General features: G+C 41.7%; 22 protein-coding genes. 5 read left to right on the plus strand and 17 right to left on the minus strand.

From position 1 onward, the window contains the following. Position 1: 1 nt before the first annotated feature. Positions 2-982, minus strand: a complete 981-nt coding sequence (gene dusA / locus ACJZU6_RS00155) for a tRNA dihydrouridine(20/20a) synthase DusA (protein ID WP_080158648.1) — start codon at positions 980-982, stop codon at positions 2-4. A gap of 337 nt (positions 983-1,319) precedes the next feature. After that, a complete protein-coding gene (locus ACJZU6_RS00160; RefSeq protein ID WP_327768346.1) occupies positions 1,320-2,582 on the minus strand; it encodes a RidA family protein in 1,263 nt (420 codons plus the stop codon). Positions 2,583-3,334: 752 nt separating this feature from the next. Between ACJZU6_RS00160 and zur the strand changes: the two genes are divergently transcribed. Both zur and ACJZU6_RS00170 read left to right on the plus strand, forming a co-directional pair. Continuing rightward, entirely contained in the window at positions 3,335-3,787 is a 453-nt protein-coding gene (gene zur / locus ACJZU6_RS00165; RefSeq protein ID WP_080158650.1) for a zinc uptake transcriptional repressor Zur, read from the plus strand. A 221-nt stretch (positions 3,788-4,008) separates the two neighbouring features. Further along, the gene (locus ACJZU6_RS00170; protein WP_080158651.1) at positions 4,009-4,215 is read left to right on the plus strand and encodes a cold-shock protein; all 207 of its coding nucleotides are present in this window, start codon (positions 4,009-4,011) and stop codon (positions 4,213-4,215) included. 90 nt (positions 4,216-4,305) lie between these two features. Here the strand turns inward: ACJZU6_RS00170 and pgi are convergent, their stop codons facing one another. Continuing rightward, entirely contained in the window at positions 4,306-5,958 is a 1,653-nt protein-coding gene (gene pgi / locus ACJZU6_RS00175) for a glucose-6-phosphate isomerase (protein WP_080158652.1), read from the minus strand. A gap of 253 nt (positions 5,959-6,211) precedes the next feature. Between pgi and ACJZU6_RS00180 the strand changes: the two genes are divergently transcribed. Continuing rightward, the gene (locus tag ACJZU6_RS00180; protein WP_080158653.1) at positions 6,212-6,631 is read left to right on the plus strand and encodes a secondary thiamine-phosphate synthase enzyme YjbQ; all 420 of its coding nucleotides are present in this window, start codon (positions 6,212-6,214) and stop codon (positions 6,629-6,631) included. A gap of 66 nt (positions 6,632-6,697) precedes the next feature. Here ACJZU6_RS00180 and alr read toward each other — a convergent pair whose 3' ends face one another. After that, positions 6,698-7,777 (minus strand): alanine racemase, encoded by a 1,080-nt coding sequence (gene alr, locus ACJZU6_RS00185; RefSeq protein WP_080158654.1) that lies wholly within the window; start codon positions 7,775-7,777, stop codon positions 6,698-6,700. 26 nt (positions 7,778-7,803) lie between these two features. After that, positions 7,804-9,201 carry a replicative DNA helicase gene (locus tag ACJZU6_RS00190; RefSeq protein ID WP_408900500.1) on the minus strand — a complete coding sequence of 466 codons (1,398 nt, stop codon included), beginning with the start codon at positions 9,199-9,201 and terminating at the stop codon, positions 7,804-7,806. A 230-nt stretch (positions 9,202-9,431) separates the two neighbouring features. On the opposite strand from ACJZU6_RS00190, the gene ACJZU6_RS00195 reads away from it, so the two are divergent. After that, positions 9,432-10,190 (plus strand): YdiY family protein, encoded by a 759-nt coding sequence (locus ACJZU6_RS00195; protein WP_080158656.1) that lies wholly within the window; start codon positions 9,432-9,434, stop codon positions 10,188-10,190. A 75-nt stretch (positions 10,191-10,265) separates the two neighbouring features. Here the strand turns inward: ACJZU6_RS00195 and rplI are convergent, their stop codons facing one another. The 7 genes from rplI to nsrR all read right to left on the minus strand — a co-directional run bounded on the left by rplI (position 10,266) and on the right by nsrR (position 15,889). Beyond that, positions 10,266-10,718 carry a 50S ribosomal protein L9 gene (gene rplI / locus ACJZU6_RS00200; RefSeq protein WP_080158657.1) on the minus strand — a complete coding sequence of 151 codons (453 nt, stop codon included), beginning with the start codon at positions 10,716-10,718 and terminating at the stop codon, positions 10,266-10,268. Positions 10,719-10,756: 38 nt separating this feature from the next. Beyond that, the gene (gene rpsR, locus ACJZU6_RS00205; protein WP_005421136.1) at positions 10,757-10,984 is read right to left on the minus strand and encodes a 30S ribosomal protein S18; all 228 of its coding nucleotides are present in this window, start codon (positions 10,982-10,984) and stop codon (positions 10,757-10,759) included. Positions 10,985-10,999: 15 nt separating this feature from the next. Next, positions 11,000-11,302 (minus strand): primosomal replication protein N, encoded by a 303-nt coding sequence (gene priB, locus ACJZU6_RS00210; protein ID WP_036788812.1) that lies wholly within the window; start codon positions 11,300-11,302, stop codon positions 11,000-11,002. A gap of 9 nt (positions 11,303-11,311) precedes the next feature. After that, entirely contained in the window at positions 11,312-11,698 is a 387-nt protein-coding gene (rpsF, locus tag ACJZU6_RS00215) for a 30S ribosomal protein S6 (RefSeq protein ID WP_045038396.1), read from the minus strand. A 309-nt stretch (positions 11,699-12,007) separates the two neighbouring features. Continuing rightward, a complete protein-coding gene (rlmB, locus tag ACJZU6_RS00220; protein WP_080158658.1) occupies positions 12,008-12,742 on the minus strand; it encodes a 23S rRNA (guanosine(2251)-2'-O)-methyltransferase RlmB in 735 nt (244 codons plus the stop codon). 3 nt (positions 12,743-12,745) lie between these two features. Next, positions 12,746-15,319: a ribonuclease R gene (rnr, locus tag ACJZU6_RS00225; RefSeq protein WP_080158659.1), complete on the minus strand. Its 2,574-nt coding sequence runs from the start codon at positions 15,317-15,319 to the stop codon at positions 12,746-12,748. Between the two features lie 135 nt (positions 15,320-15,454). Beyond that, positions 15,455-15,889: a nitric oxide-sensing transcriptional repressor NsrR gene (gene nsrR / locus ACJZU6_RS00230; RefSeq protein WP_080158660.1), complete on the minus strand. Its 435-nt coding sequence runs from the start codon at positions 15,887-15,889 to the stop codon at positions 15,455-15,457. A gap of 105 nt (positions 15,890-15,994) precedes the next feature. Between nsrR and hmpA the strand changes: the two genes are divergently transcribed. Further along, positions 15,995-17,197, plus strand: a complete 1,203-nt coding sequence (gene hmpA, locus ACJZU6_RS00235; protein WP_408900501.1) for an NO-inducible flavohemoprotein — start codon at positions 15,995-15,997, stop codon at positions 17,195-17,197. A 90-nt stretch (positions 17,198-17,287) separates the two neighbouring features. Here hmpA and motX read toward each other — a convergent pair whose 3' ends face one another. The 5 genes from motX to hflK form a co-directional block, all read right to left on the minus strand. Continuing rightward, a complete protein-coding gene (gene motX / locus ACJZU6_RS00240; RefSeq protein WP_408900502.1) occupies positions 17,288-17,911 on the minus strand; it encodes a flagellar protein MotX in 624 nt (207 codons plus the stop codon). Positions 17,912-18,056: 145 nt separating this feature from the next. Next, a complete protein-coding gene (locus ACJZU6_RS00245) occupies positions 18,057-19,373 on the minus strand; it encodes an adenylosuccinate synthase (RefSeq protein ID WP_080158663.1) in 1,317 nt (438 codons plus the stop codon). 120 nt (positions 19,374-19,493) lie between these two features. Beyond that, on the minus strand, positions 19,494-19,688 hold the full coding sequence (locus ACJZU6_RS00250) for a DUF2065 domain-containing protein (RefSeq protein ID WP_080158664.1): 195 nt from the start codon (positions 19,686-19,688) through the stop codon (positions 19,494-19,496). A gap of 76 nt (positions 19,689-19,764) precedes the next feature. Beyond that, positions 19,765-20,766 (minus strand): protease modulator HflC, encoded by a 1,002-nt coding sequence (gene hflC / locus ACJZU6_RS00255; RefSeq protein ID WP_080158665.1) that lies wholly within the window; start codon positions 20,764-20,766, stop codon positions 19,765-19,767. Positions 20,767-20,768: 2 nt separating this feature from the next. Next, positions 20,769-21,932, minus strand: a complete 1,164-nt coding sequence (hflK, locus tag ACJZU6_RS00260; protein WP_408900503.1) for an FtsH protease activity modulator HflK — start codon at positions 21,930-21,932, stop codon at positions 20,769-20,771. Positions 21,933-21,975 lie beyond the last annotated feature (43 nt).

Below are 21,975 nucleotides of genomic sequence, written 5' to 3' on the forward strand. Positions count from 1 at the left end.
ACTACACATCTAACTCGGCAGGAATTTTCGCTAATGCCTGTTGTACCACTTCAATACCCGCTCCTGGCTTGTGGGCATTTTCACTAATATAACGACGCCATTGACGAGCTCCCGCCATATTTTGGAATAAACCTAGCATATGACGAGTAATATGGCCTAAGTATGAACCGTTCGCCAATTGTTGCTCTATATATGGATACATAGCTTCAACCACTTCACGACGCTTCATCACTGGGCGGTTACTACCAAATAAACGCTGATCCACTTCAGCCATCAGGTAAGGGCTTTGGTAAGCTTCACGACCGACCATTACACCATCCATATATTTAAGATGCTGTTCCATTTCTTCAAAAGTTTTAATACCACCATTGATTGCCATGGTTAACTGTGGAAAGTCTTGCTTTAATTGGTAAACTCGTGGGTAATCAAGTTCTGGAATTTCACGATTTTCTTTTGGGCTTAAGCCTTTTAGCCATGCTTTACGGGCGTGAATAGTAAAATTATCACAACCGCCTTTTTCTGATACGGTTTGAATAAAATGAGTTAAGAACTCATACGAATCTTGATCATCAATACCAATACGGGTTTTAACAGTAACAGGAATATCAGCGACTTCACGCATTGCAGCAACACATTGCGCCACCAACTCAGCTTCACCCATTAAACAAGCACCAAACATGCCGTTTTGAACGCGATCAGATGGACAACCAACGTTTAAGTTGATCTCATCATAACCACGATCTGCTGCTAATTTGGCACAACGCGCAAGATCAACCGGATTTGAGCCACCCAGTTGTAATGCTAATGGATGCTCTTCTTCGTTATACGCCAGAAAATCACCTTTACCGTGAATAATTGCACCTGTCGTTACCATTTCGGTATACAACAGAGCTTCTTTACTCATTAAACGATGGAAATAACGGCAATGACGATCAGTCCAATCAAGCATGGGAGCGACAGAAAAACGAGCAGATGGATACATATTACAATATTCCTTACATATTAAGTGGTTATGGCAAATACCACTTACGGGTATTGCAATATACTTCATCCAATGTCGACTATTGTTAGTGATAAGGGATGGATAAGGGACAGTTTAGGAGGCATAAACGGTCCCTAAAATATCTTTTGAGGCGCGGATTCTACCCTAAAATAACTATTGTCACCATGATTAGACTTGAATCCCCTTTAGCCCATAATCGGTCTAATAATGCTTAATATTCGTAATGGGGTATGAAGTAAGGTATATAAACAAGAAAAGCCATATTCATTAATATGGCTTTTTATAATAACAACATCATTTATCGTGACTCTTTTTATTACACGGCAGGCGGAGTACCTTCGCCATTAGATACAATTGCATCCATTTGTACTAAAGCACCCATCGCGATGGTAGAAACACCAATAACAGTTCTAGCAGGAAGCTGCTCATTAAAGAACGTCATATAAACATCATTAACCGCATCAAGATCAGCCATATTTTTTAGTTGAATATTAACCTTCACAATATCGTCCATTACATGGTTAACACTTTCAACTATCGCTTTAATATTCACTAAGCATTGTCTTGCTTGTTCATTAACACCACCATCAACAAGCTTACCTGTCATCGAGTTTAACGGTAACTGCCCAGAAATATTATTGTAATGTGAAAATGCCACCGTTTGAGAAGATAATGCAGTTTGAGGAGCAGCATGTGTATTATTCGCTTCGATCACCAAGCCATGACGATCTTCAACTGCTTGTGGTGGTGTTCCATCGCCATGAGAAACCGTTGCATCTATCTGTATTAATGCGCCCATTGGTAACCCTTCTACGACAATCACTGATCTGGCTGGCATATAGCCACATGTTCGCGCAATTCCCGCATCAGGGAAGTAACAACGATAAACTTCATTGACAACATCAATATCGGCCAAATTTTTAAGATAAATATTAATTTTCACGATATCGTCAGCAGGCACATCAATCGCTTCTAGAATACTCTTAATATTTTTTAAACACTGCCCGGTCTGCTCTTTTACGCCACCAGCGATCATATTCCCTGTTTTAGGATCAAGTGGTAATTGAGCTGAAATATGGTTGTAATGCGAAAAGGCAACAGTATGAGTCGATACATCACAGTTAGGGGCACTGGCTGTATTGCGTGCAATTTTAACAAGATCACAGGGAGCTTGTGTACCAGAGCCTTCACCATTAGATATCACGGCATCCATTTGGACTAATGCGTCAGACATAGGTAATGCTGCTACACTCATCACAGTACGTGTCGGTAAATAACGCGGGAAAAATGTCGCATAAACATCATCAACACACTCAAGATCTTTGATATTTTTAAGATACACATTAATTTTAATAACATCATGCATTGAATGATCAATACTTTCGACAATAGCCTTAATATTTTTTAGGCATTGTGCCGCCTGTTCAGTGACACCGCCATCAATAATTTTTCCACTTTTAACATCAATCGGTAATTGTGCAGAAATATTATTGTAATGCGAAAACGCAACAGTTTGTGTTGCTGCTAAATCGTAGGGAGCTGTTGCTGTGTTACGTGATAATTTGATAATACCGCTCATCTTTTCTCTCTCCATTTAACATTAATGACGAGATAATATTGCAGATTGAAGGCAAGTAAAAAACAGCTTACATCACAACTTCCTAAATCTTCCAAATAATTGTATTTTATAAAAATTATATAAATAATTGATATTTGATCAGCAGAACTAAAATTTATATTTATTTACTGATTCAAGATATTACGTCGTAATCAACAGGCTCAATATTCCAACAATTAAGGTATAAAACCTCTTTTTTAAATAACAAAAAAGGCCTTGAACAATGTTCAAGGCCTTTTTCTAAATTCTTTTCGCTGTCGGTCGATGATTGACCCTACGACAAAATGTTACTTAGTCATATTACCGCTTTTGTACATTGTAGAGAATACAGGCGTGTAAAGAGCAACAATTTTAGTAATGATAACAGACATTTTTTTTACCTTAAAAATTAAGCATTTTATGTATAACCATTGCCTAATCACGAATATTTAAGGCGTCGGTCACGTTTCGATGGGCGTCATTATAGGTATTTTAAATCACTTGAGAAATGAAAAAAAACGCAACCTTGGCATTAGTTTTTATAATACATAATCAACATAGATGTCCTCACCTTTGTAATGCATCCATTTTGTGACATTCTTTTTTATTCTTCTTAGTATAACGTGATCATTTACACGGAATCTTTGCTCTTATTACAGTTACTTGCTAAGTGTGAGTATGTTTTTAGACAGCTGTGATAAAATATAAACTCAATGACGTTTTTTTGAGGCTCTATGACGGTTCAAACTCAACTGCTAGCTAAAGCACAACAGCTCTGTGAGCAACGAGGGGTAAGAATGACCCCGCAGCGATTAAAAGTACTGGCACTGATCATTAATCATCATAGTTCTATTAGTGCTTATGAGTTACTCGATTTACTCAAAGCATCAGAACCCCAAGCAAAACCACCGACAGTATATCGCGCCCTAGATTTTCTGTTAGCGCAAGGTTTCGTACATAAAGTAGAATCAACCAACAGCTATATTGCGTGTTGTGTACTCGGCCATGCTGATCATTGTTCACAATTATTAATTTGTGATAAATGTGGGTTTGTTGAAGAAATCCATGATGATGAATTAGCGAAACTTTTACGTCAAAAATCAGAACAGTATGGCTTTATGATCAAGCACCACGTTGTTGAAAGTCATGGTGTTTGTCACAAATGTCAGCAAACTAAAAACGATTAATACATCTTTTGTGCTGTCACAATTCGTGATGGCACCTTCTGATATTTCTCCCCCTCCTGACAGCGCCTTTCTCTTTAAAGTGAATTAACGTTAGCTAAGACATAAAAGCACAATAAAACACTACTCATTGTCATAAATTCGATCTAGACTGAATCCGTCATAAGCACCTAGTTACCTATAAACTGTAACTATTACGATTAGTCTATAAGGGAAAGACGTACATGAGTAAACTGACTGGAACCGTAAAGTGGTTCAACGATGATAAAGGTTTTGGTTTTATTTCTGCTGCCGATGGTAAAGATGTGTTTGTTCACTTCAGTGCTATTCAAGCGCAAGGACGTAAAACATTACGTGAAGGCCAAAGTGTTGAATTTATCGTAACTGATGGTCAGAAAGGCCCACAAGCTAGCGACGTTATCACGCTATAATTGAGCTAACGCCAAAAATAAAAAACGCCGCAATCATAACGACTGCGGCGTTTTATTTTATCGGTTAATTACATTAACCAATAAGAGGCATTATGCACGCCATTGTTTAAAAGCATTAATTAAACCATTCGTTGAGCTATCGTGGCTTACAACACCTTCATTGCTGTTTAGCTCTGGTAAAATTTGGTTAGCCAATTGCTTACCAAGTTCTACACCCCACTGGTCAAAGCTGAAGATGTTCCAAATAACACCTTGGGTAAAGATTTTATGCTCATACAATGCAATTAATGCACCTAATGTGTATGGCGTAATTTCTTTAAGCAGAATTGAGTTTGTTGGACGATTACCTTCAAACACTTTAAATTCAGCAAGCTCATCGATTTCTGCTTGTGATTTACCGGCAGCCACAAATTCAGCTTCTACTGTCTCACGGCTCTTACCAAATGCTAATGCTTCAGTTTGCGCGAAGAAGTTAGCCATTAATTTTGGATGATGATCACCCAGTGGATTGTGGCTAATAGCAGGTGCAATAAAGTCACATGGAATTAACTTCGTACCTTGGTGAATAAGTTGATAGAACGCATGTTGACCATTCGTTCCTGGCTCACCCCAAATGATAGGACCAGTTTGGTAATCCACAGGCTTGCCACCACGGTCAACATATTTACCGTTTGATTCCATGTTACCTTGTTGGAAGTAAGCAGGGAAACGGTGCATGTATTGATCGTAAGGTAGAATTGCTTCAGTTTCTGCGCCATGGAAGTTGTTATACCAAATACCAATTAAGGCTAGAATTACAGGTAATTTTTGCTCTAGTGGCGCGGTTGCAAAATGGTTATCCATTGCATGACCACCTTCTAATAACTTAACAAAGTTATCAAAACCTACTGCCAAGCTAATAGAAAGACCAATCGCTGACCATAGTGAATAACGACCACCAACCCAATCCCAGAACTCAAACATGTTATCGGTATCGATACCAAATTCAGCCACAGATTCTGCATTAGTAGAAAGCGCTGCAAAGTGTTTTGCAACGTGTGCTTTATCTTCCGCCATTGCTAAGAACCAATCACGCGCAGACAATGCGTTAGTCATAGTTTCTTGGGTAGTAAAGGTTTTAGATGCAATAAGGAACAACGTTGTTTCAGGGTTTAAGTCTTTTAATGTTTCAACAATGTGTGTCGCATCAACGTTAGAAACAAAGTGCATGTTTAGGCGTGTTTTGTACGCAGCTAATGCTTCTGACACCATGTAAGGGCCAAGATCTGAACCACCGATACCGATATTAACAACATCGGTAATTTCTTTGCCGGTGTAACCTTTCCACTCACCACTTACAATACGGTTAGTGAAGCTTTCCATCTTTGCTAATACGGCATTAACCGCAGGCATAACATCTTCGCCATCAACAATGATTGGCGTATTGCTGCGATTACGTAACGCAACATGGAGTACAGCACGATCTTCAGTACGGTTGATTTTCACACCGTTGAACATATCCGCAATGGCAGCATCAAGCTCAGTTTCTTTTGCTAATGCAAACAACTTAGTCAAAGTTTCTTCAGTGATCAGGTTCTTAGAGTAATCTAATAAAATATCAGAACCAAACTGAGCAGAAAATTTGGCAAAACGCTCGCTATCATTAGCAAATAAATCGCTTAATTCAAAATCTTGAGCTTGTTCAAAATGGGCAGTCAGTGCTTGCCACGCTTTAGTTTGCGTTGGATTGATGTTCTTTAACATAGTAATGTTCCTGATTTTGTTATGTTCATCCCTCGAATCATACCGCCTTCGAAAGATCCTCGATCTATGCTATTGACCCTAAATGACTAGGTCTCTAATAATGCTTCAGCTACAACCAATTATGACGTTAACATCGTACGATCGTCATTGCGTCAGGTCACGAAAGTATGATGCATCATACCTGTATTTATAAGCAAGATGATAATGGTAATCGTTAATTAAATTAAAAGGTTTCACCAATAGGTAAATAGCTATGTGGTATCAAAAAACGATTCATCTTACCCCGAGAGCGCGTGGTTTTCATCTAATAACCACCGAGATAGAGCAAAATTTGGCAATAATTCAATCATTAAAGGTTGGGATCGTGCATTGTTTTATTCAACATACATCAGCCAGCTTAACCATTAATGAAAATGCCGATCCAACGGTTCGCGATGATATGGAGGCTCATTTTAATCATAGTGTCCCCGAACGCGCCCCTTTTTATCAACACACCTATGAAGGTGATGATGATATGCCTGCGCACATTAAAACCGCATTACTAGGCAATAGTGTCACCATTCCCATCACTGATGGTCAACTGGCTTTAGGTATATGGCAGGGGATCTACTTAGGTGAACACCGAGATCATGGAGGCTCACGGCGAATCGTTATTACAGTACAAGGTGAATAATAACAAATGGAAAAAAAAAGCCGCGAACTAAAATCGCGGCCATGTCTGCTTACATTTCATTTTTTATTATGAATAAGTCATTGCGACTCGAGGCGTTAACTTAGTCATTAACTCATACGCGATCACACCCGTATATTGAGCGACAACTTCAACCGGTAAACCTTTACCCCACAAAATCGCTTCATCGCCAACTTTATCGGTCGCATTCGGTCCTAAATCTACAGTTAACATATCCATTGAAACGCGGCCTGCAGTTGGAACGATACGCCCATTGACAACAACAGGGGTTCCATTGGGGGCACAACGGGGATAACCGTCGCCATAACCGATGGCAATAACGCCCATCTTGGTATCACGTTCGCAAGTCCAAATACCACCATAACCAACTTGTTCGCCTTTTTTAACATCACGTACGGCAATTAAGCTCGATGTTAACGTCATAACAGGTTGTAAGTTATAGTTTGATGCTGCACGCTCTAATTCATCAAATGGCGATACGCCATACATAATAATGCCAGGACGAATCCATTCAAAGTGACTATCAGGCCACGCTAAAATACCCGCCGACGCGGCTAATGAGCGTTCACCTTGATAAGGTTGAGTCAGCGTTGAAAAACACGCAATTTGATTTACGGTAATATCACTCTCTAGATTATCAGCATTACCAAAATGACTAATAAAACGTAATGGTTTAGCAACATTATCGCAGTCATTTAAGCGCTGCATAAACTCAGGCACTTGCTCAGGGCGTAATCCCAAGCGGTGCATACCTGTGTCTATTTTCACCCATACTCGTACAGGTGCATCTAACTCGGCTTGCTCAAGCGCTTCCAGCTGTTCAATCGAGTGCACCACGGTATGGATATTATTGGTTACCAATACTGGAAGATCCGTTGACGCATAAAAACCTTCTAATAATAGAATCGGTTTTACTACACCACCAGCACGTAGTATTAAGGCTTCTTCTATACGCGCCACACCATAAGCATCAACATCGATAAGGCTTGTCGCCACATCTAGCAACCCATGTCCGTATGCATTGGCTTTAACAACCGCCAGAATTTTACTGTTTGGTGCCTGCAGGCGGATTTGACTCAGATTATGTGCCAAAGCTTGGGTATCAATATGTGCAGTTGCAGCTTTCATCCAATATCCTAAATAATTTTTAAGGCTTACTCTTCATCAAAGGCAGGACCAGCATAGTTATCAAAGCGAGAGAACTGGCCTTGGAACGTTAAACGCACAGTACCAATTGGACCATTACGTTGTTTACCTAAGATGATTTCAGCGATCCCTTTGAGGGCACTGTCTTCGTGATAAACCTCATCACGGTATATAAACATGATTAAGTCAGCATCCTGCTCGATGGCGCCAGATTCACGCAAATCAGAGTTTACAGGACGCTTATCTGCCCGTTGCTCTAACGAACGGTTAAGCTGAGAGAGGGCAACAACAGGCACATTTAATTCTTTCGCTAATGCTTTAAGCGAGCGTGAAATTTCGGCAATTTCTAACGTACGGTTTTCTTGTAGTCCTGGCACACGCATCAACTGAAGGTAGTCGATCATGATCATACTAAGACCACCATTATCACGCGCAATACGACGCGCACGTGAACGTACTTCTGTCGGTGTTAAGCCGGAACTATCATCAATGAACATATTCTTCTTTTGCATCAGAATACCCATTGTTGATGATATACGCTCCCAATCTTCATCGTCCAATTGTCCGGTACGGATTTTAGTTTGGTCAACGCGAGATAATGATGCCAACATACGCATCATGATCTGTTCGGCAGGCATCTCTAGTGAGAAAATCAACACCGGTTTTTCTTGATCCATGGCGGCGTTTTCACATAAGTTCATCGCAAAGGTGGTTTTACCCATCGATGGACGCGCAGCAACAATAATCAAATCAGACCCCTGCAAACCCGCGGTCTTCTTATTTAAATCAGTAAAGCCTGTTGATACACCTGTTACACCATCTTGTGGTGATTGGTATAGCAACTCGATACGTTCAAGCGTACGCTCTAAAATAGTATCGACGTTTTGCGGGCCTTCTTTATCATTAGTACGTTGTTCGGCAATCGCAAAAACTTTACTTTCGGCCATATCCAGCAAATCTTCACTGGTACGCCCTTGAGGATCATAACCCGCATCGGCTATTTCGTTAGCCACGCCAATCATGTCACGGATCAAGGCTCGCTCACGAACAATATCAGCATACGCTAAAATATTTGCGGCAGAAGGGGTGTTTTTAGCCAATTCAGCAAGGTAAGCAAAACCGCCTACATCATCAAGTTTATCCGAACGCTCAAGATGTTCAGACAGCGTGATCAAATCAAGTGGCTGTCCACCTTCCAATAAGGCTGCGGTTGCCTCAAAAATAATCCGATGAGGACGGCTGTAAAAGTCTTTAGCAACCACTTTTTCAGCAACAGTATCCCAACGCTCATTATCCAACATCAAGCCGCCTAGCACTGATTGCTCAGCTTCAAGCGAATGGGGTGGCATTTTAAGGGCGTCCATTTGATTATCTTTTAATTGTTTCGATTTACGATTATCTGTCATAACAACTGTGCATTTACCAAAACCAAGAACGGAGCTCGACAGTATAACCTATCCCCTCCGTCTGCGTAGCTATAAACGATTATGATTGATCACTTCCCAGTCTAACAATTATCCTCCTTTTTAGTTTTACGAAAAGTATGACGACGATTCCTAACCAAAAGCTGACAAATTTACGCTAGAATGCGGCATCAATATTCTGATATTCAAACTACCCTGCCAGCGGAGGACTTTTGGCAAGATATATACTCACATTACTTTTGCTTGCCACTACCGCAGCTAATGCCAGTGAAGAATCAACGCCTAAAGCACCGAATGAACCATCGCCGCTAACCAGTACTATCGGCTTAGGTTATCAATCTCTTTCTGGCAACTCTGACTCCCAAACATTAAATGGTAATGTTGCGCTAACTTACACCAAAGGCCGCTATCAAACTAACGGTGATGCCAAGTTCATTATGGCAAAAAAAGACGGTGAAGAAGACAAACGTAAGATGTCAGTGAGCTTAAAGTCAAAACGGATGATTCGTGATGGCTACTATTTTTATGGTAATGGAAGCTATATTGATGACCGTTATGGGCCTTATTACGCAGACTCGATCTTTTCAACCGGTATCGGTTATCGATTATTTAGTTATGAGACCTTTCAAACTTTAGTGGATATAGGTCCCGGCTTTCGTCACCAAGATCCAAATCTTGATGAAATTAAAAGCGACAGTATTGTTAAACAAGAAGTCGTTAATGAAATGGTACTGCAAAGCACTATCGATATTCAGTGGAAGCCATTAAAAACGCTTACACTCAGTGCGAAATTTAACGTCATTTCAGGGCGTAGTAACACCACTTTAGAAAGCACGTTAAATGCCACTAATGCGATCACTGATAATATCGCCTTAAACTTAGGCTACACGCAAACGTCTTATTCTTGGGTACCTGAAGGCATGCAAAATTCCGATAGCACCACTACAGTGTCATTGATTTACACACTGTAAAACATCAAAAGCTAAACGACAGACATAAAAAAACCAGCCCGAAGGCTGGTTTTTTACTATTAAAGCTAAAAGCGATTACTCTGCAGCAACAACGTTTAGTTTAACAGTTGCGAATACGTCTGAGCTTAGCTGAACGCTAACTTCAAATTCGCCAGTCGTACGTAGTGCACCTTCAGGTAGACGTACTTCACTCTTAACAAGTGCAACGCCAGCTGCAGAAACTGCATCAGCGATGTCACGAGTACCGATTGAGCCGAATAGTTTACCTTCGTCACCAGCTTTAGATGCAATAACTACACCTTCAAGTACGTTAAGTGCTTCAGCACGTGCTTGAGCAGCAGCGTGTTGCTCAGCAACTTTAGCTTCTAGCTCTGCACGACGTGCGTCGAACATTTCAACGTTCGCTTTAGTCGCCATAACTGCCTTAGCTTGTGGGATAAGGAAGTTACGAGCATAGCCCGCTTTAACGTTAACCTGGTCGCCAAGGCCACCTAGGTTAGCGATTTTATCAAGTAGAATAACTTGCATTATCTTGTCCTCTATAAAGTTCTAAAAACGACTGCCGCTTACAGATGCTTATCTGTGTACGGTAGAAGTGCTAGGTAACGAGAACGCTTGATAGCGCGAGCTAGCTGACGCTGGTATTTAGCGCGAGTACCAGTGATACGGCTAGGTACAATCTTACCAGCTTCAGTGATGTAGTTTTTTAGAGTTGCTACGTCTTTGTAGTCAATCTCTTGTACGCCTTCTGCTGTAAAACGGCAGAATTTACGACGACGGAAGAAACGAGCCATGGGCTATCTCCTGATCTAAATTAAGTCAATGTGATCGGCATGCAAAACTAATTTCCCGATACCATTACGGCCGGTTTGGTAAGAGATAAATCCCTCCACCTTAATATTGCTTCCGACAACTAAATCTTGAGTGAGTACTTGTTGACCTTTACCACTGATTACCACGTTAATATAACAATATATTTGACGTGGTAAATCAGCTTCCCGCTGCACAGAGCGATGCTCAAGCACAAAGTGACAATGAGGTATGCCTGCCGGGGATTGGCTTCGTTTGGGATGCTTGGCAATAGTGCCAGTCAACACCAGACGATTAGTCATTAAGACAAATTACTCAGCAGCTGCTTCGCCTTCAGATTGTGCTTCAGCACGATCTTCACGCTTAGTAAAACGCTCTTCTTTAGCCTTCATCATAGGAGATGGCTCAGTAACAGCGTGTTTAGTACGCATGATCATGTTACGGATCACTGCGTCGTTGAAGCGGAAGTTTGACTCAAGCTCGTCAACAACATCTTGCTTAGCTTCTACGTTCATAAGAACGTAATGTGCTTTGTGCAATTTGTTAATTGGGTAAGCCATTTGACGGCGGCCCCAATCTTCTAGACGGTGAATTTGACCACCAGAATCTTTGATAGCAGCAGTGTAACGCTCGATCATGCCAGCAACTTGCTCGCTTTGATCAGGGTGCACCATGAATACGATTTCGTAATGACGCATAGGTTGCTCCTTACGGATTATTCAGCTTCCCTTGTCGGCTCGGTTATCCTGGGGAAGCAAGGAACTAAAAAAAAGAACCGAGAATTTGGATGACGGATAGTACAGAGAATGATCAATCTAGGCAAGCTTATTTTATCACCACTCGCCGTTTTTCAATGAAATGAACCCTAACCTCAGCAGATCACGTCTATTGCTTAGTAACAGCCTTGTTTAATGCTCATTTTTCATACCAATCCATAATAAAAAACCCATCCAGTAAGTGCTGAATGGGTTTAAATAATTATGCAGTTATTCGCGCTTAATCACGCATTATCCGCGTTGACGTACAGCTTCAAATAAACAGATACCAGTCGCTACAGATACGTTCAAACTCGATACTGATCCCGCCATTGGAATCTTAATCAAATCATCACAGGTTTCACGCGTTAAACGACGCATACCTTCACCTTCAGCGCCCATCACAATCGCCAATGGCCCTGTGAGTTTACTGTGGTAAATGTCATGAGTCGCTTCACCTGCTGTACCCACAATCCATACGCCTTTATCTTGTAGCGCACGCATAGTACGAGCAAGGTTAGTGACACGCACTAACGGCATAATTTCAGCCGCACCACAAGCCACTTTACTTGCGGTCGCATTTAACTGTGCCGAGCGATCTTTGGGCACAATCACAGCCACAGCACCAGCAGCATCAGCGTTACGCAAACACGCACCAAGGTTATGAGGATCTGTCACACCATCTAAAATCAGCAGTAACGGATTTTCTTTGGTTGCTAATAAGTCTTCAAGGTTGTTTTCGTTATATTGCTTACCCGGACGTACACGCGCAATAATACCTTGATGAGAAGCACCATCAACTTTGTCGTCTAATGCTTTACGGCCCGCCTCTTGAATCGTAATACCTAAGTCTTGCAACTCAGTAATTAGCGGCAGTAAACGATCATCTTCACGTCCTTTAAGTACGAATACTTCAATAAAACGTACCGGATCAGATGCAAGCACGGCTTTAACGGCATGGATGCCAAAAATCATATCATTACTCATGGATTAACTCTTCTTTGCTGCACGTTCAGATTTACCCGCACGTTGCTTTTTCTTCTTGCGAACTTTGGGTTTCTTTTTTGGATCAGTCAGCGGCTTTTCATCCGTTAACTTACGTGGTTTTTTATTTCTTGGCTTTTTCTTTTTAGCATCTTTAGCATCAGCAGCTGGAATCGCGCCTTCTTTTAACTTTTTGCGTACAGAAGAACGCTCACGTTTATTTTTAGAACGTGATTCATCGGCTACCGCTTCGCCATTTTCAACTTTAAATGCAGGCATTCCCTGACGTTTAAGGCCTTCAGCTTTGCGCATGCGTTGCTTTTTCTCACGCCCTTTGGCAGTTTTACCCGCACCACGTTGTTTACGCTCAGCGCCAACAATATCAAAATCTAATTGACGATCATTTAAGTTAATAGCCGCCACTTTGACCTGAACCGTATCACCTAAACGATAAATAACGCCTGAGCTATCGCCTACTAAACGTTGACCCACAGGATCAAACTGGTAGTAGTCGTTAGCTAGGTTTGAGATATGCACTAAGCCATCAATGTTAAGTTCATTAAGACGGACAAAGAAACCAAAACCAGTAACGTTAGCAATCACACCTTCAAACTCATCGCCAAGATGATCTTGCATGTACTCACACTTGAGCCAATCAGACACATCACGAGTAGCGTCATCAGCACGACGTTCAGTGGTAGAACACTGCTCACCAATCACATCAATTTCATCAAATGAATAATGATGACCACCGGTTGGCGTATCGTTCTTAGTATTGCCGGCTTGCTTAGCAATTAAGAATTTAATGGCGCGGTGCAAGGTTAAGTCAGGATAACGACGAATTGGCGACGTAAAGTGAGCATATTGGCTTAGGGCTAAACCAAAGTGACCAATATTATCTGCTTGATAGATCGCTTGTTTCATAGAGCGTAATAGCATGGTTTGAATTAATTCACGATCATTACGATCTTGAATTAAATTCGCTAATGCTGCGTAATCTTTCGGGCTTGGCTCTAAACCACCGCCTAACTCTAGGCTTAGCTCGCCCAAGAAATCACGGAAACCTTGTAAACGTTCTTCACCTGGAGTGTCGTGAACACGGTATAACGCAGGCTCTTTGGCACTTTCAACAAATTGTGCTGAAGCGATATTGGCTAAAATCATACATTCTTCGATGATTTTATGTGCTTCATTACGCACTAGCGGTACGATGTTCTCGATCTTACGATCAGCATTGAAGACAAACTTAGTTTCAACGGTTTCAAATTCAATCGCACCACGCGCTTCACGCGCCACTTTCAGCGCTTTAAACATGCTGTAAAGTTCTTCAAGATGCGGTACTAAAGGCGCGTAACGTTGACGTAATTCTTCGTCACCTTCCAGCATGTTACTTACTTTAGTGTAAGTTAAACGCGCATGTGAATTCATTACCGCTTCATAGTGCTTATAACCCGTCAGCTTACCGCTCTCAGAAACGGTCATTTCACACACCATACACAAGCGATCGACTTGCGGGTTCAGTGAACAGAGACCATTTGAAAGCACTTCAGGTAGCATTGGAATAACTTGGGCTGGAAAGTAAACCGAGTTACCACGTTTTAGGGCTTCGTTATCCAATGCTGATTTAGAACGCACGTAATAACTGACATCGGCAATCGCGACCCATAAACGCCAGCCACCATCAGGATTACGCTGACAATGAACCGCATCATCAAAGTCACGTGCATCTTCACCATCAATAGTTACCAAGGGTAATTGACGTAAATCGACACGGCCAAGCTTCGCTTCTTCTGGCACTTCTTCAGTCAGGTGCTTAATTTGATTGTCGACTTCTGATGGCCACACATGGGGAATATCATGAGTACGCAGGGCGATTTCGATCTCCATACCCGGTGCCATGTTTTCACCCAGTACTTCAACAATACGGCCGACCGCATTATGTTGGCGAGTGGCACGCTGATTAATCTCAACCACCACCACATTACCCATACGGGCACCTTGGCGAACGTCTTGTGGAATAATGATATCTTGCGCAATACGAGAATCATCAGGTACGACATAGCCCATGCCATCTTCAAGGAAGAAACGGCCTACAATTTGAGTCGTTGACTCAGCTAATACACGCACTACACGGCCTTCACGACGGCCACGTTTATCTTCGCCTTCGGCTTGTGCCAAAATGTAGTCACCATGGATCACACTGCGCATTTGGTGAGCGGGTAATAATAAATCAGTATCTTTACTGAAAGTACCTTCTGGACGTAAGAAGCCAAAACCATCACGGTGGCCAATAACGTACCCTTTAATTAAATCTAAACGTTCAGGCAATGCATAGCACTGACGGCGCGTAAAAATTAATTGGCCATCACGTTCCATCGCACGTAAGCGACGACGTAGGCCTTCATAGTGATCATCACCTTCAAGTTTTAACGCAGTAAATAACTGGTCGCGACTAACGGGTGTACTAAAACCACGAATTACATCAAGTAGTAATTCACGGCTTGGAATAGGATTTTCGTAATTAGATGCTTCGCGTTCGCGAAAAGGATCAACCGGTAAATCGGTAGTACCTTTAGACATAAACAGTTCCTGTTGGCCAGCCATACTTTAAGTATACCCAGCTCTTAGGTGAACAGATGGGAACAGGCAATAAATACCTATTCCACTTAAATAATAGAGAGTAGTGTGATGCTAGACCATTATCGTTGGATGATCTTAGTGTTCTGCAGGCAATCCCAATAAGACACGCAATGGTGGATTATTATCTACCAAAGTCAATAATGTGTACTTATCTAGCTCATTTAAAAAAGCATTACGCGCATCAGCAAGGATCCCCTTTAACTGACATGCCGGAGTAATATTACAAAAATCAGGCGCACAATTGACGATTTGTAACGGTTCAATCGCCCTTACCACATGCCCTAATACAATATTTCCCGCAGGCATTCCTAATCGAATACCACCATTTTTTCCGCGTACGGTTTCTACATAACCTAATTGGCCCAATTTATTAATAATTTTGACCATGTGGTTGCGCGACACGCCATAGGTGTCGGTTACTTTTGTGATACTTGTTAACTCACCTTCAGGCAAGTTGGCAAGGTATATCAAGGCTCGTAGGCCATAATCGGTAAAACTGGTTAACTGCACATTCACTCCTCCTGTTGCTATTTTAATCTTGTTCTTGACTAAAAGATACAGATCAGATACAACTTATAACATATATTATAAATACAACTTACAAAAGAGAAAGTCATGCTCACTCAAAAAACCATTGATATCGTAAAATCGACCGCACCTGTGATTGCCGCTGCAGGCGCTGCCGTTACTCAACATTTTTATCAGCGTATGTTTCAACATAACCCTGAACTTAAAGATATTTTTAATATGAGCCATCAACAAGGCCCAGATAAAAACACTCCATCAAGCCAACAGCAAGCATTATTTAACGCTATCTGTGCTTATGCTAATAATATTGATAACTTAGCAGTACTCTTACCTGCCGTCGAAAAAATAGCTCAAAAACATACCAGTTTTTTAATTACAGCCGATCAATATCAGATTGTAGGTCATCATCTATTAGCCACTATTGATGAATTATTAGCCCCCGGCCAAGAAGTATTAGACGCATGGGGAGAGGCTTACGGGGTATTAGCTAATGTCTTTATTAATCGTGAACAAGAAATCTATCAAGAAAGCGATGATAAAGTCGGTGGCTGGCGTGGCACGCGTGAATTTGTGGTAACAAGTAAGCAGCCTAACAGTGAATTAATCACCAGCTTTACTTTTACACCGACAGATGGCGGTCAAGTTGCGACTTACAAACCAGGGCAATATCTTGGCATTTATATCAATGCACAAGAATTAGCGAACCAAGAAATTCGTCAATACAGCTTATCGTCAGCACCTAATAGCAATCATTACCGTATTTCTGTAAAACGCGAAACCCAAGGTACGGTATCAAACTACCTTCATGATAAAATTAATGTTGGCGATAAGATCAAACTGGTAGCTCCTGCTGGTGATTTTTTCTTGGATGTTAATCCACAAACCCCCGTAACGTTAATTTCAGCGGGTGTGGGTTTAACGCCAATGCTCGCCATGCTTGAAACACTGACCCAACATCAAGCGCCAGTGAATTGGTTACACGCAACAGAAAATGGTCAGCAACACGCTTATAAAGATCATGTAAAAATACTGGCAAATCAACATTCGCATATTTCAGCATTAACATGGTACAACGCGCCAACGAGTGGCGATCGTCAAGTAGAAGATTATGATTACCAAGGCTTGATCGAGCTTGATAAAATTGCTACTCAAATTTCAGATCCTGAAATGCATTTTTATTGCTGTGGTCCAGTTGGCTTTATGCAATTTATCGCTAAACAGTTAATTGAACTGGGTGTAACTAGCGATCGCATTCACTATGAATGTTTTGGGCCGCATAAAGTACTGTAATATTTTTAATTACCGTCCGCATAATTACAGCGCCTCAATTAAAAACAGCACCTAATAAGGTGCTGTTTTTATTGAAATCTATACCCATAACTACCAAAAAGATGAACGTCGTTTAGCGCGCGCAATAATATTAGCTGGCATCTTTTGTTCTAGTTGGTGCCGTAATCGGTGTAATTGTTGGTACTGGTATTTATCGGTGGTCACAGTTTGATATAACCATCGGTACGCATCTTCAAAATCTAACGGGCTGCCATTATCAGCAATCAATAATTGGGCTAATTGAATGCGAGCACGAATATTCCCAAGAGCAGCAGCTTCACGTAAATAAGGAATAGCGCGCTGTTTATCTTGTTGCAAAATAACACCTTGAGCGTAATAACGCCCTAATTGTTCTAACGCAACAGGCACACCTTGTTGAGCAGCAGCACGCATATAATACACACCTTGTTCAACATCTTTTGGCACACACACGCCCCACGCTAACATATCGCCGTAAAGAAATTGATAGGTCGGTGATTCCGTTTTTTCCGCACGGGCTTGAATGTCTTGTACTAACTGACAATCATCAGCTTTTACTTGGCGCAAATGCTGGTTTGTCGTAAACCACACGCTAAGTTGATCTTCAGTGTAAATAGGCACCGCTTCTCCCACAACAGCAAGGGCATAGGCGGGTGTTACTAGCCCAAGAGCAACGGTCATCAGTAAGTGTTTCATTTACATTCCTCGCACGTCGAATAGTTCTCTATCGGCAAGGTAAAACGAAACTTTAATCATGGCTGATGTCACCTAACACCAAATTTTTAGCTATAAAAAAACCAGCTCGAAAGCTGGTTTTTTTGCTTAAAGTTATCGCCAGTGATTATTCACCGTATGGATGTACTTTAACGATCGTTTCGTTACGATCAGGGCCAGTTGAAATAATATCAATTGGCACACCTGTTAGCTCTTCAATACGTGCGATGTAATCAAGTGCAGCTTGTGGAAGCGCATCCAGTGTCTTAGCACCAAATGTTGTTTCGCTCCAACCAGGCATTGTTTCGTAGATTAGCTCTAGATCTTCGTACGCATCAGCCGCCATTGGAGAAACTTCTAGAAGTTCGCCAGACTTAGTTTTGTAACCAGTACAGATTTTCAGCTCTTCTAGACCATCTAGTACGTCTAATTTAGTTAGACAGAAACCAGAGATAGAGTTGATTTGTACCGCACGACGCATAGCGACAGCATCGAACCAACCAGTACGACGTAGGCGACCTGTTGTTGCACCAAACTCATGGCCAACAGTACCTAGGTGTTTACCGATAGGATCTTGCTTTTCTAGACCATCATATAGTTCAGTCGGGAAAGGACCTGCACCAACACGTGTACAGTACGCTTTCGCGATACCTAGGATGTAACCTAAGTGACGAGGACCAAAACCAGAACCTGCAGCAACACCACCAGCGGTTGTGTTAGAAGAGGTTACGTATGGGTAAGTACCGTGATCGATATCAAGCAGTGTACCTTGTGCACCTTCAAACATGATCTTGTCGCCACGTAGACGCGCATCATCAAGTTCTTTCGTTACATCGATAACCATTGATGTTAATAGATCAGCTTGAGAAAGTACTTTTTCTAGTACTTCTTCATAGCTTACAGGTTCAGCGTGGTAGTAGTTCTCAAGCTGGAAGTTATGGTATGCCATTACTTCTTTTAGCTTTTCAGCAAAAGCCGCTTTATCGAATAAATCACCAACGCGAAGACCGCGACGAGCAACTTTATCTTCATAAGCAGGACCGATACCACGACCTGTTGTACCAATTGCTTTTTTACCACGAGCCGCTTCGCGAGCTTGGTCAAGAGCAATATGATAAGGAAGAATTAGTGGACAAGCTTCTGATAGGAACAGACGCTCACGAACAGGAATACCACGAGCTTCTAGTGGACCCATCTCATTCATTAGTGCATCAGGAGAAAGTACAACACCATTACCGATGATGCATTTAACATTGTCACGTAGGATACCTGATGGGATCAGGTGAAGAACAGTTTTCTCACCGTCAATAACTAGGGTGTGACCGGCGTTGTGTCCGCCTTGGTAGCGAACTACATATTTTGCATCTTCGGTCAGCAGGTCAACAATCTTACCTTTACCTTCGTCACCCCATTGGGTGCCAAGAACGACTACATTATTTGCCATCTTTCTTCATCTATCGTAGTTAAAAAAGGATTCTAGCACCTTAACCGCCCGCTTGCAGTCATTTTTGGCTTAATACATTTCATCTTTGATAAGCTTTATCTGTTTTTTATGGCTATTTTTCTACATTCTCAAATACATCATATACGCAATAACACTGCCAGCCACCACCAAACATCCACCTATGCGACGCAATGTATTATCATCTTGTTGGCTTAATTGACTGACCATATTCCGCCATCCGTGAGGGGAAAATAATGGCCCTAACCCTTCAACAACTAACACTAAACCAATAGCTAGCAAAACGGTATTCATCATATATTTCATCCAAAAAAAAAGACAAGGCGAAGGCCTTGTCTTTTATTATAACGATTGCGCTGTTATGAAAGCGAGCTTACTTTGCTGATAGCTCTGAATGGTTCATGTATTTAAAGAACTCATTATTCGGATCAACAACAAGAATGTCGTTTTTCGAATTAAAGCTATTTTCATATGCCTTCAAAGAACGCCAGAAGCTGTAAAACTCAGGATCTTGATTATATGCTTTCGCATAAATCTCAGCCGCTTGTGCATCTGCGTCACCGCGTACAACTTGTGCTTTACGCTTTGCGTCAGCCAAAACTGTTGCCACTTCAAGTTCTGAACGAGCACGAAGCTCTTCAGCACGTTGACGGCCTTGAGAACGGTAGCTACGTGCCACTGACTCACGCTCAGCACGCATACGACGATAGATAGACTCACTGATTTCATCAGGTAAGTTGATTTTCTTAATACGGAAATCAACTACTTCAATACCTAAATCTTTCGCACTTTCGCGCGTTTCTTCAAGTACATCAGCCATGATTTGATCACGTTGTCCTTCAACTTTCTTCACCGGTACCACACCTTCAATTACCGCTAGAGCAGCTTTAGCAGCTTTCGTTTGGGCAATATCAGACGGTGTCGCTGGTGTTGAAATGCTGTCTTCTCCAGATACAATTTGCTTGATCTCTTTCGCACCAATTTCGGCACGTAAGCTATCAACAACTTTACGCTTCAACAGTGATTCTGCAGTTGATGTGTTACCACCACCTGTTGCTAAGTAATATTTACCGAAATCTTTAATACGCCACTTTACGTAAGTATCAATGATAACGTCTTTTTTCTCAGCAGTTAAGAAACGGTCAGCTTGGTCGTCCATGGTTTGAATTCGTGCATCAAGATCGTGCACACGGTCAAACACAGGGACTTTAAAGTGCAAACCAGGTTCGTAAATACGTGCAATTTCGGTATTGTTATCTTTAAGAATACGACCGAAACGCACCACGATACCGCGCTCACCCTCTTTCACGACAAACATAGACATCAATAATAGTGCAATAAAAATCACAACTACTGGGATGATTAACTTACGCATAATTAATATCTCCCTTGACGGCCAGTATCAGCGCGTGGTGTTGGAGCGACTGGTGTCGGTGTTTCCACTTTTTCCAATTCAATACCACTTAATCGGCTAGAATCTGCCGGCTTTTTCGCTTGGTTATTTGATTGATTCATTAATTTCTCTAGCGGTAAATACATCACGTTATTACCACCAGACTTAGTATCAATTAACACCTTGCTGGTATTGCTGTAAACACGTTCCATCGTATCAAGATACATACGTTCACGGGTTACTTTCTTAGCCGCTTCATATTGAGGCAACAGCTTATCAAACTGTGCAACATCACCTAAAGCACCATTAATAACACGCTCAGAATAACCTTCTGCTTCATTCTTCAGACGCTCAGCACGACCGGTTGCTTTTGGCAAAATGTCGTTACTATAAGCTTCTGCTTCACGAACATAACGTTCTTCATCTTCACGTGCCGCAATAGCATCATCAAAGGCATCTTTTACAGCCTCTGGTGGACGCGCACTTTGGAAGTTAACGTCCACAACACGGATACCCATGTCATATTTTGCAATAATTTTATTGATTGCAGCTTGAGTATTCGCACGAATAGTCTGACGGCCTGTTGTTAACGCTTGATCCATGGTTGAATCACCGATAACCGCACGCAGTGCAGAATCTGTTGCTTGACGCAAACTATCATCAGCATTGGTCACACTGAATAAATACTTCTCAGCGTTATCAACACGGTATTGAACATCCATCTCAACTTTCAGTACGTTTTCGTCTTTGGTTAGCATTAAGCCAGAAGCTCGTAGCGAACGAATTGCTTGTACGTTAACTGGGATGACTTCATCAATAAAAGTCGGCTTCCAGTTCAAACCAGGCTTGACGATTTGATCAAACTTACCAAAGCGCAGCACAACACCTTGCTCTGCTTCACTTACGGTGTAAAAGCCTGAAAATCCCCATACAGCCACAGCTAAAACTGCAACAGCACCCAAACCTACAGAGCTACCGCTGCCTGTTGGTCCTTTTTTACTACCAAACACACCACCAACCTTACGACTCAGTTTTGAGAAAACTTCATCCAGATCAGGTGGTCCTTGTTCACGTCCACCATGATTTTTATTACCCCAAGGGTCTTTATCATCACGGCCGCCGTTGTTACCAGGCTCATTCCACGCCATTATAGAACTCCATCAATGTGATATGACGACAGTTTTTATTACT

It is taken from the genome of Photobacterium piscicola (assembly GCF_046058925.1).
In the GTDB taxonomy this organism is placed as follows: domain Bacteria; phylum Pseudomonadota; class Gammaproteobacteria; order Enterobacterales; family Vibrionaceae; genus Photobacterium; species Photobacterium piscicola.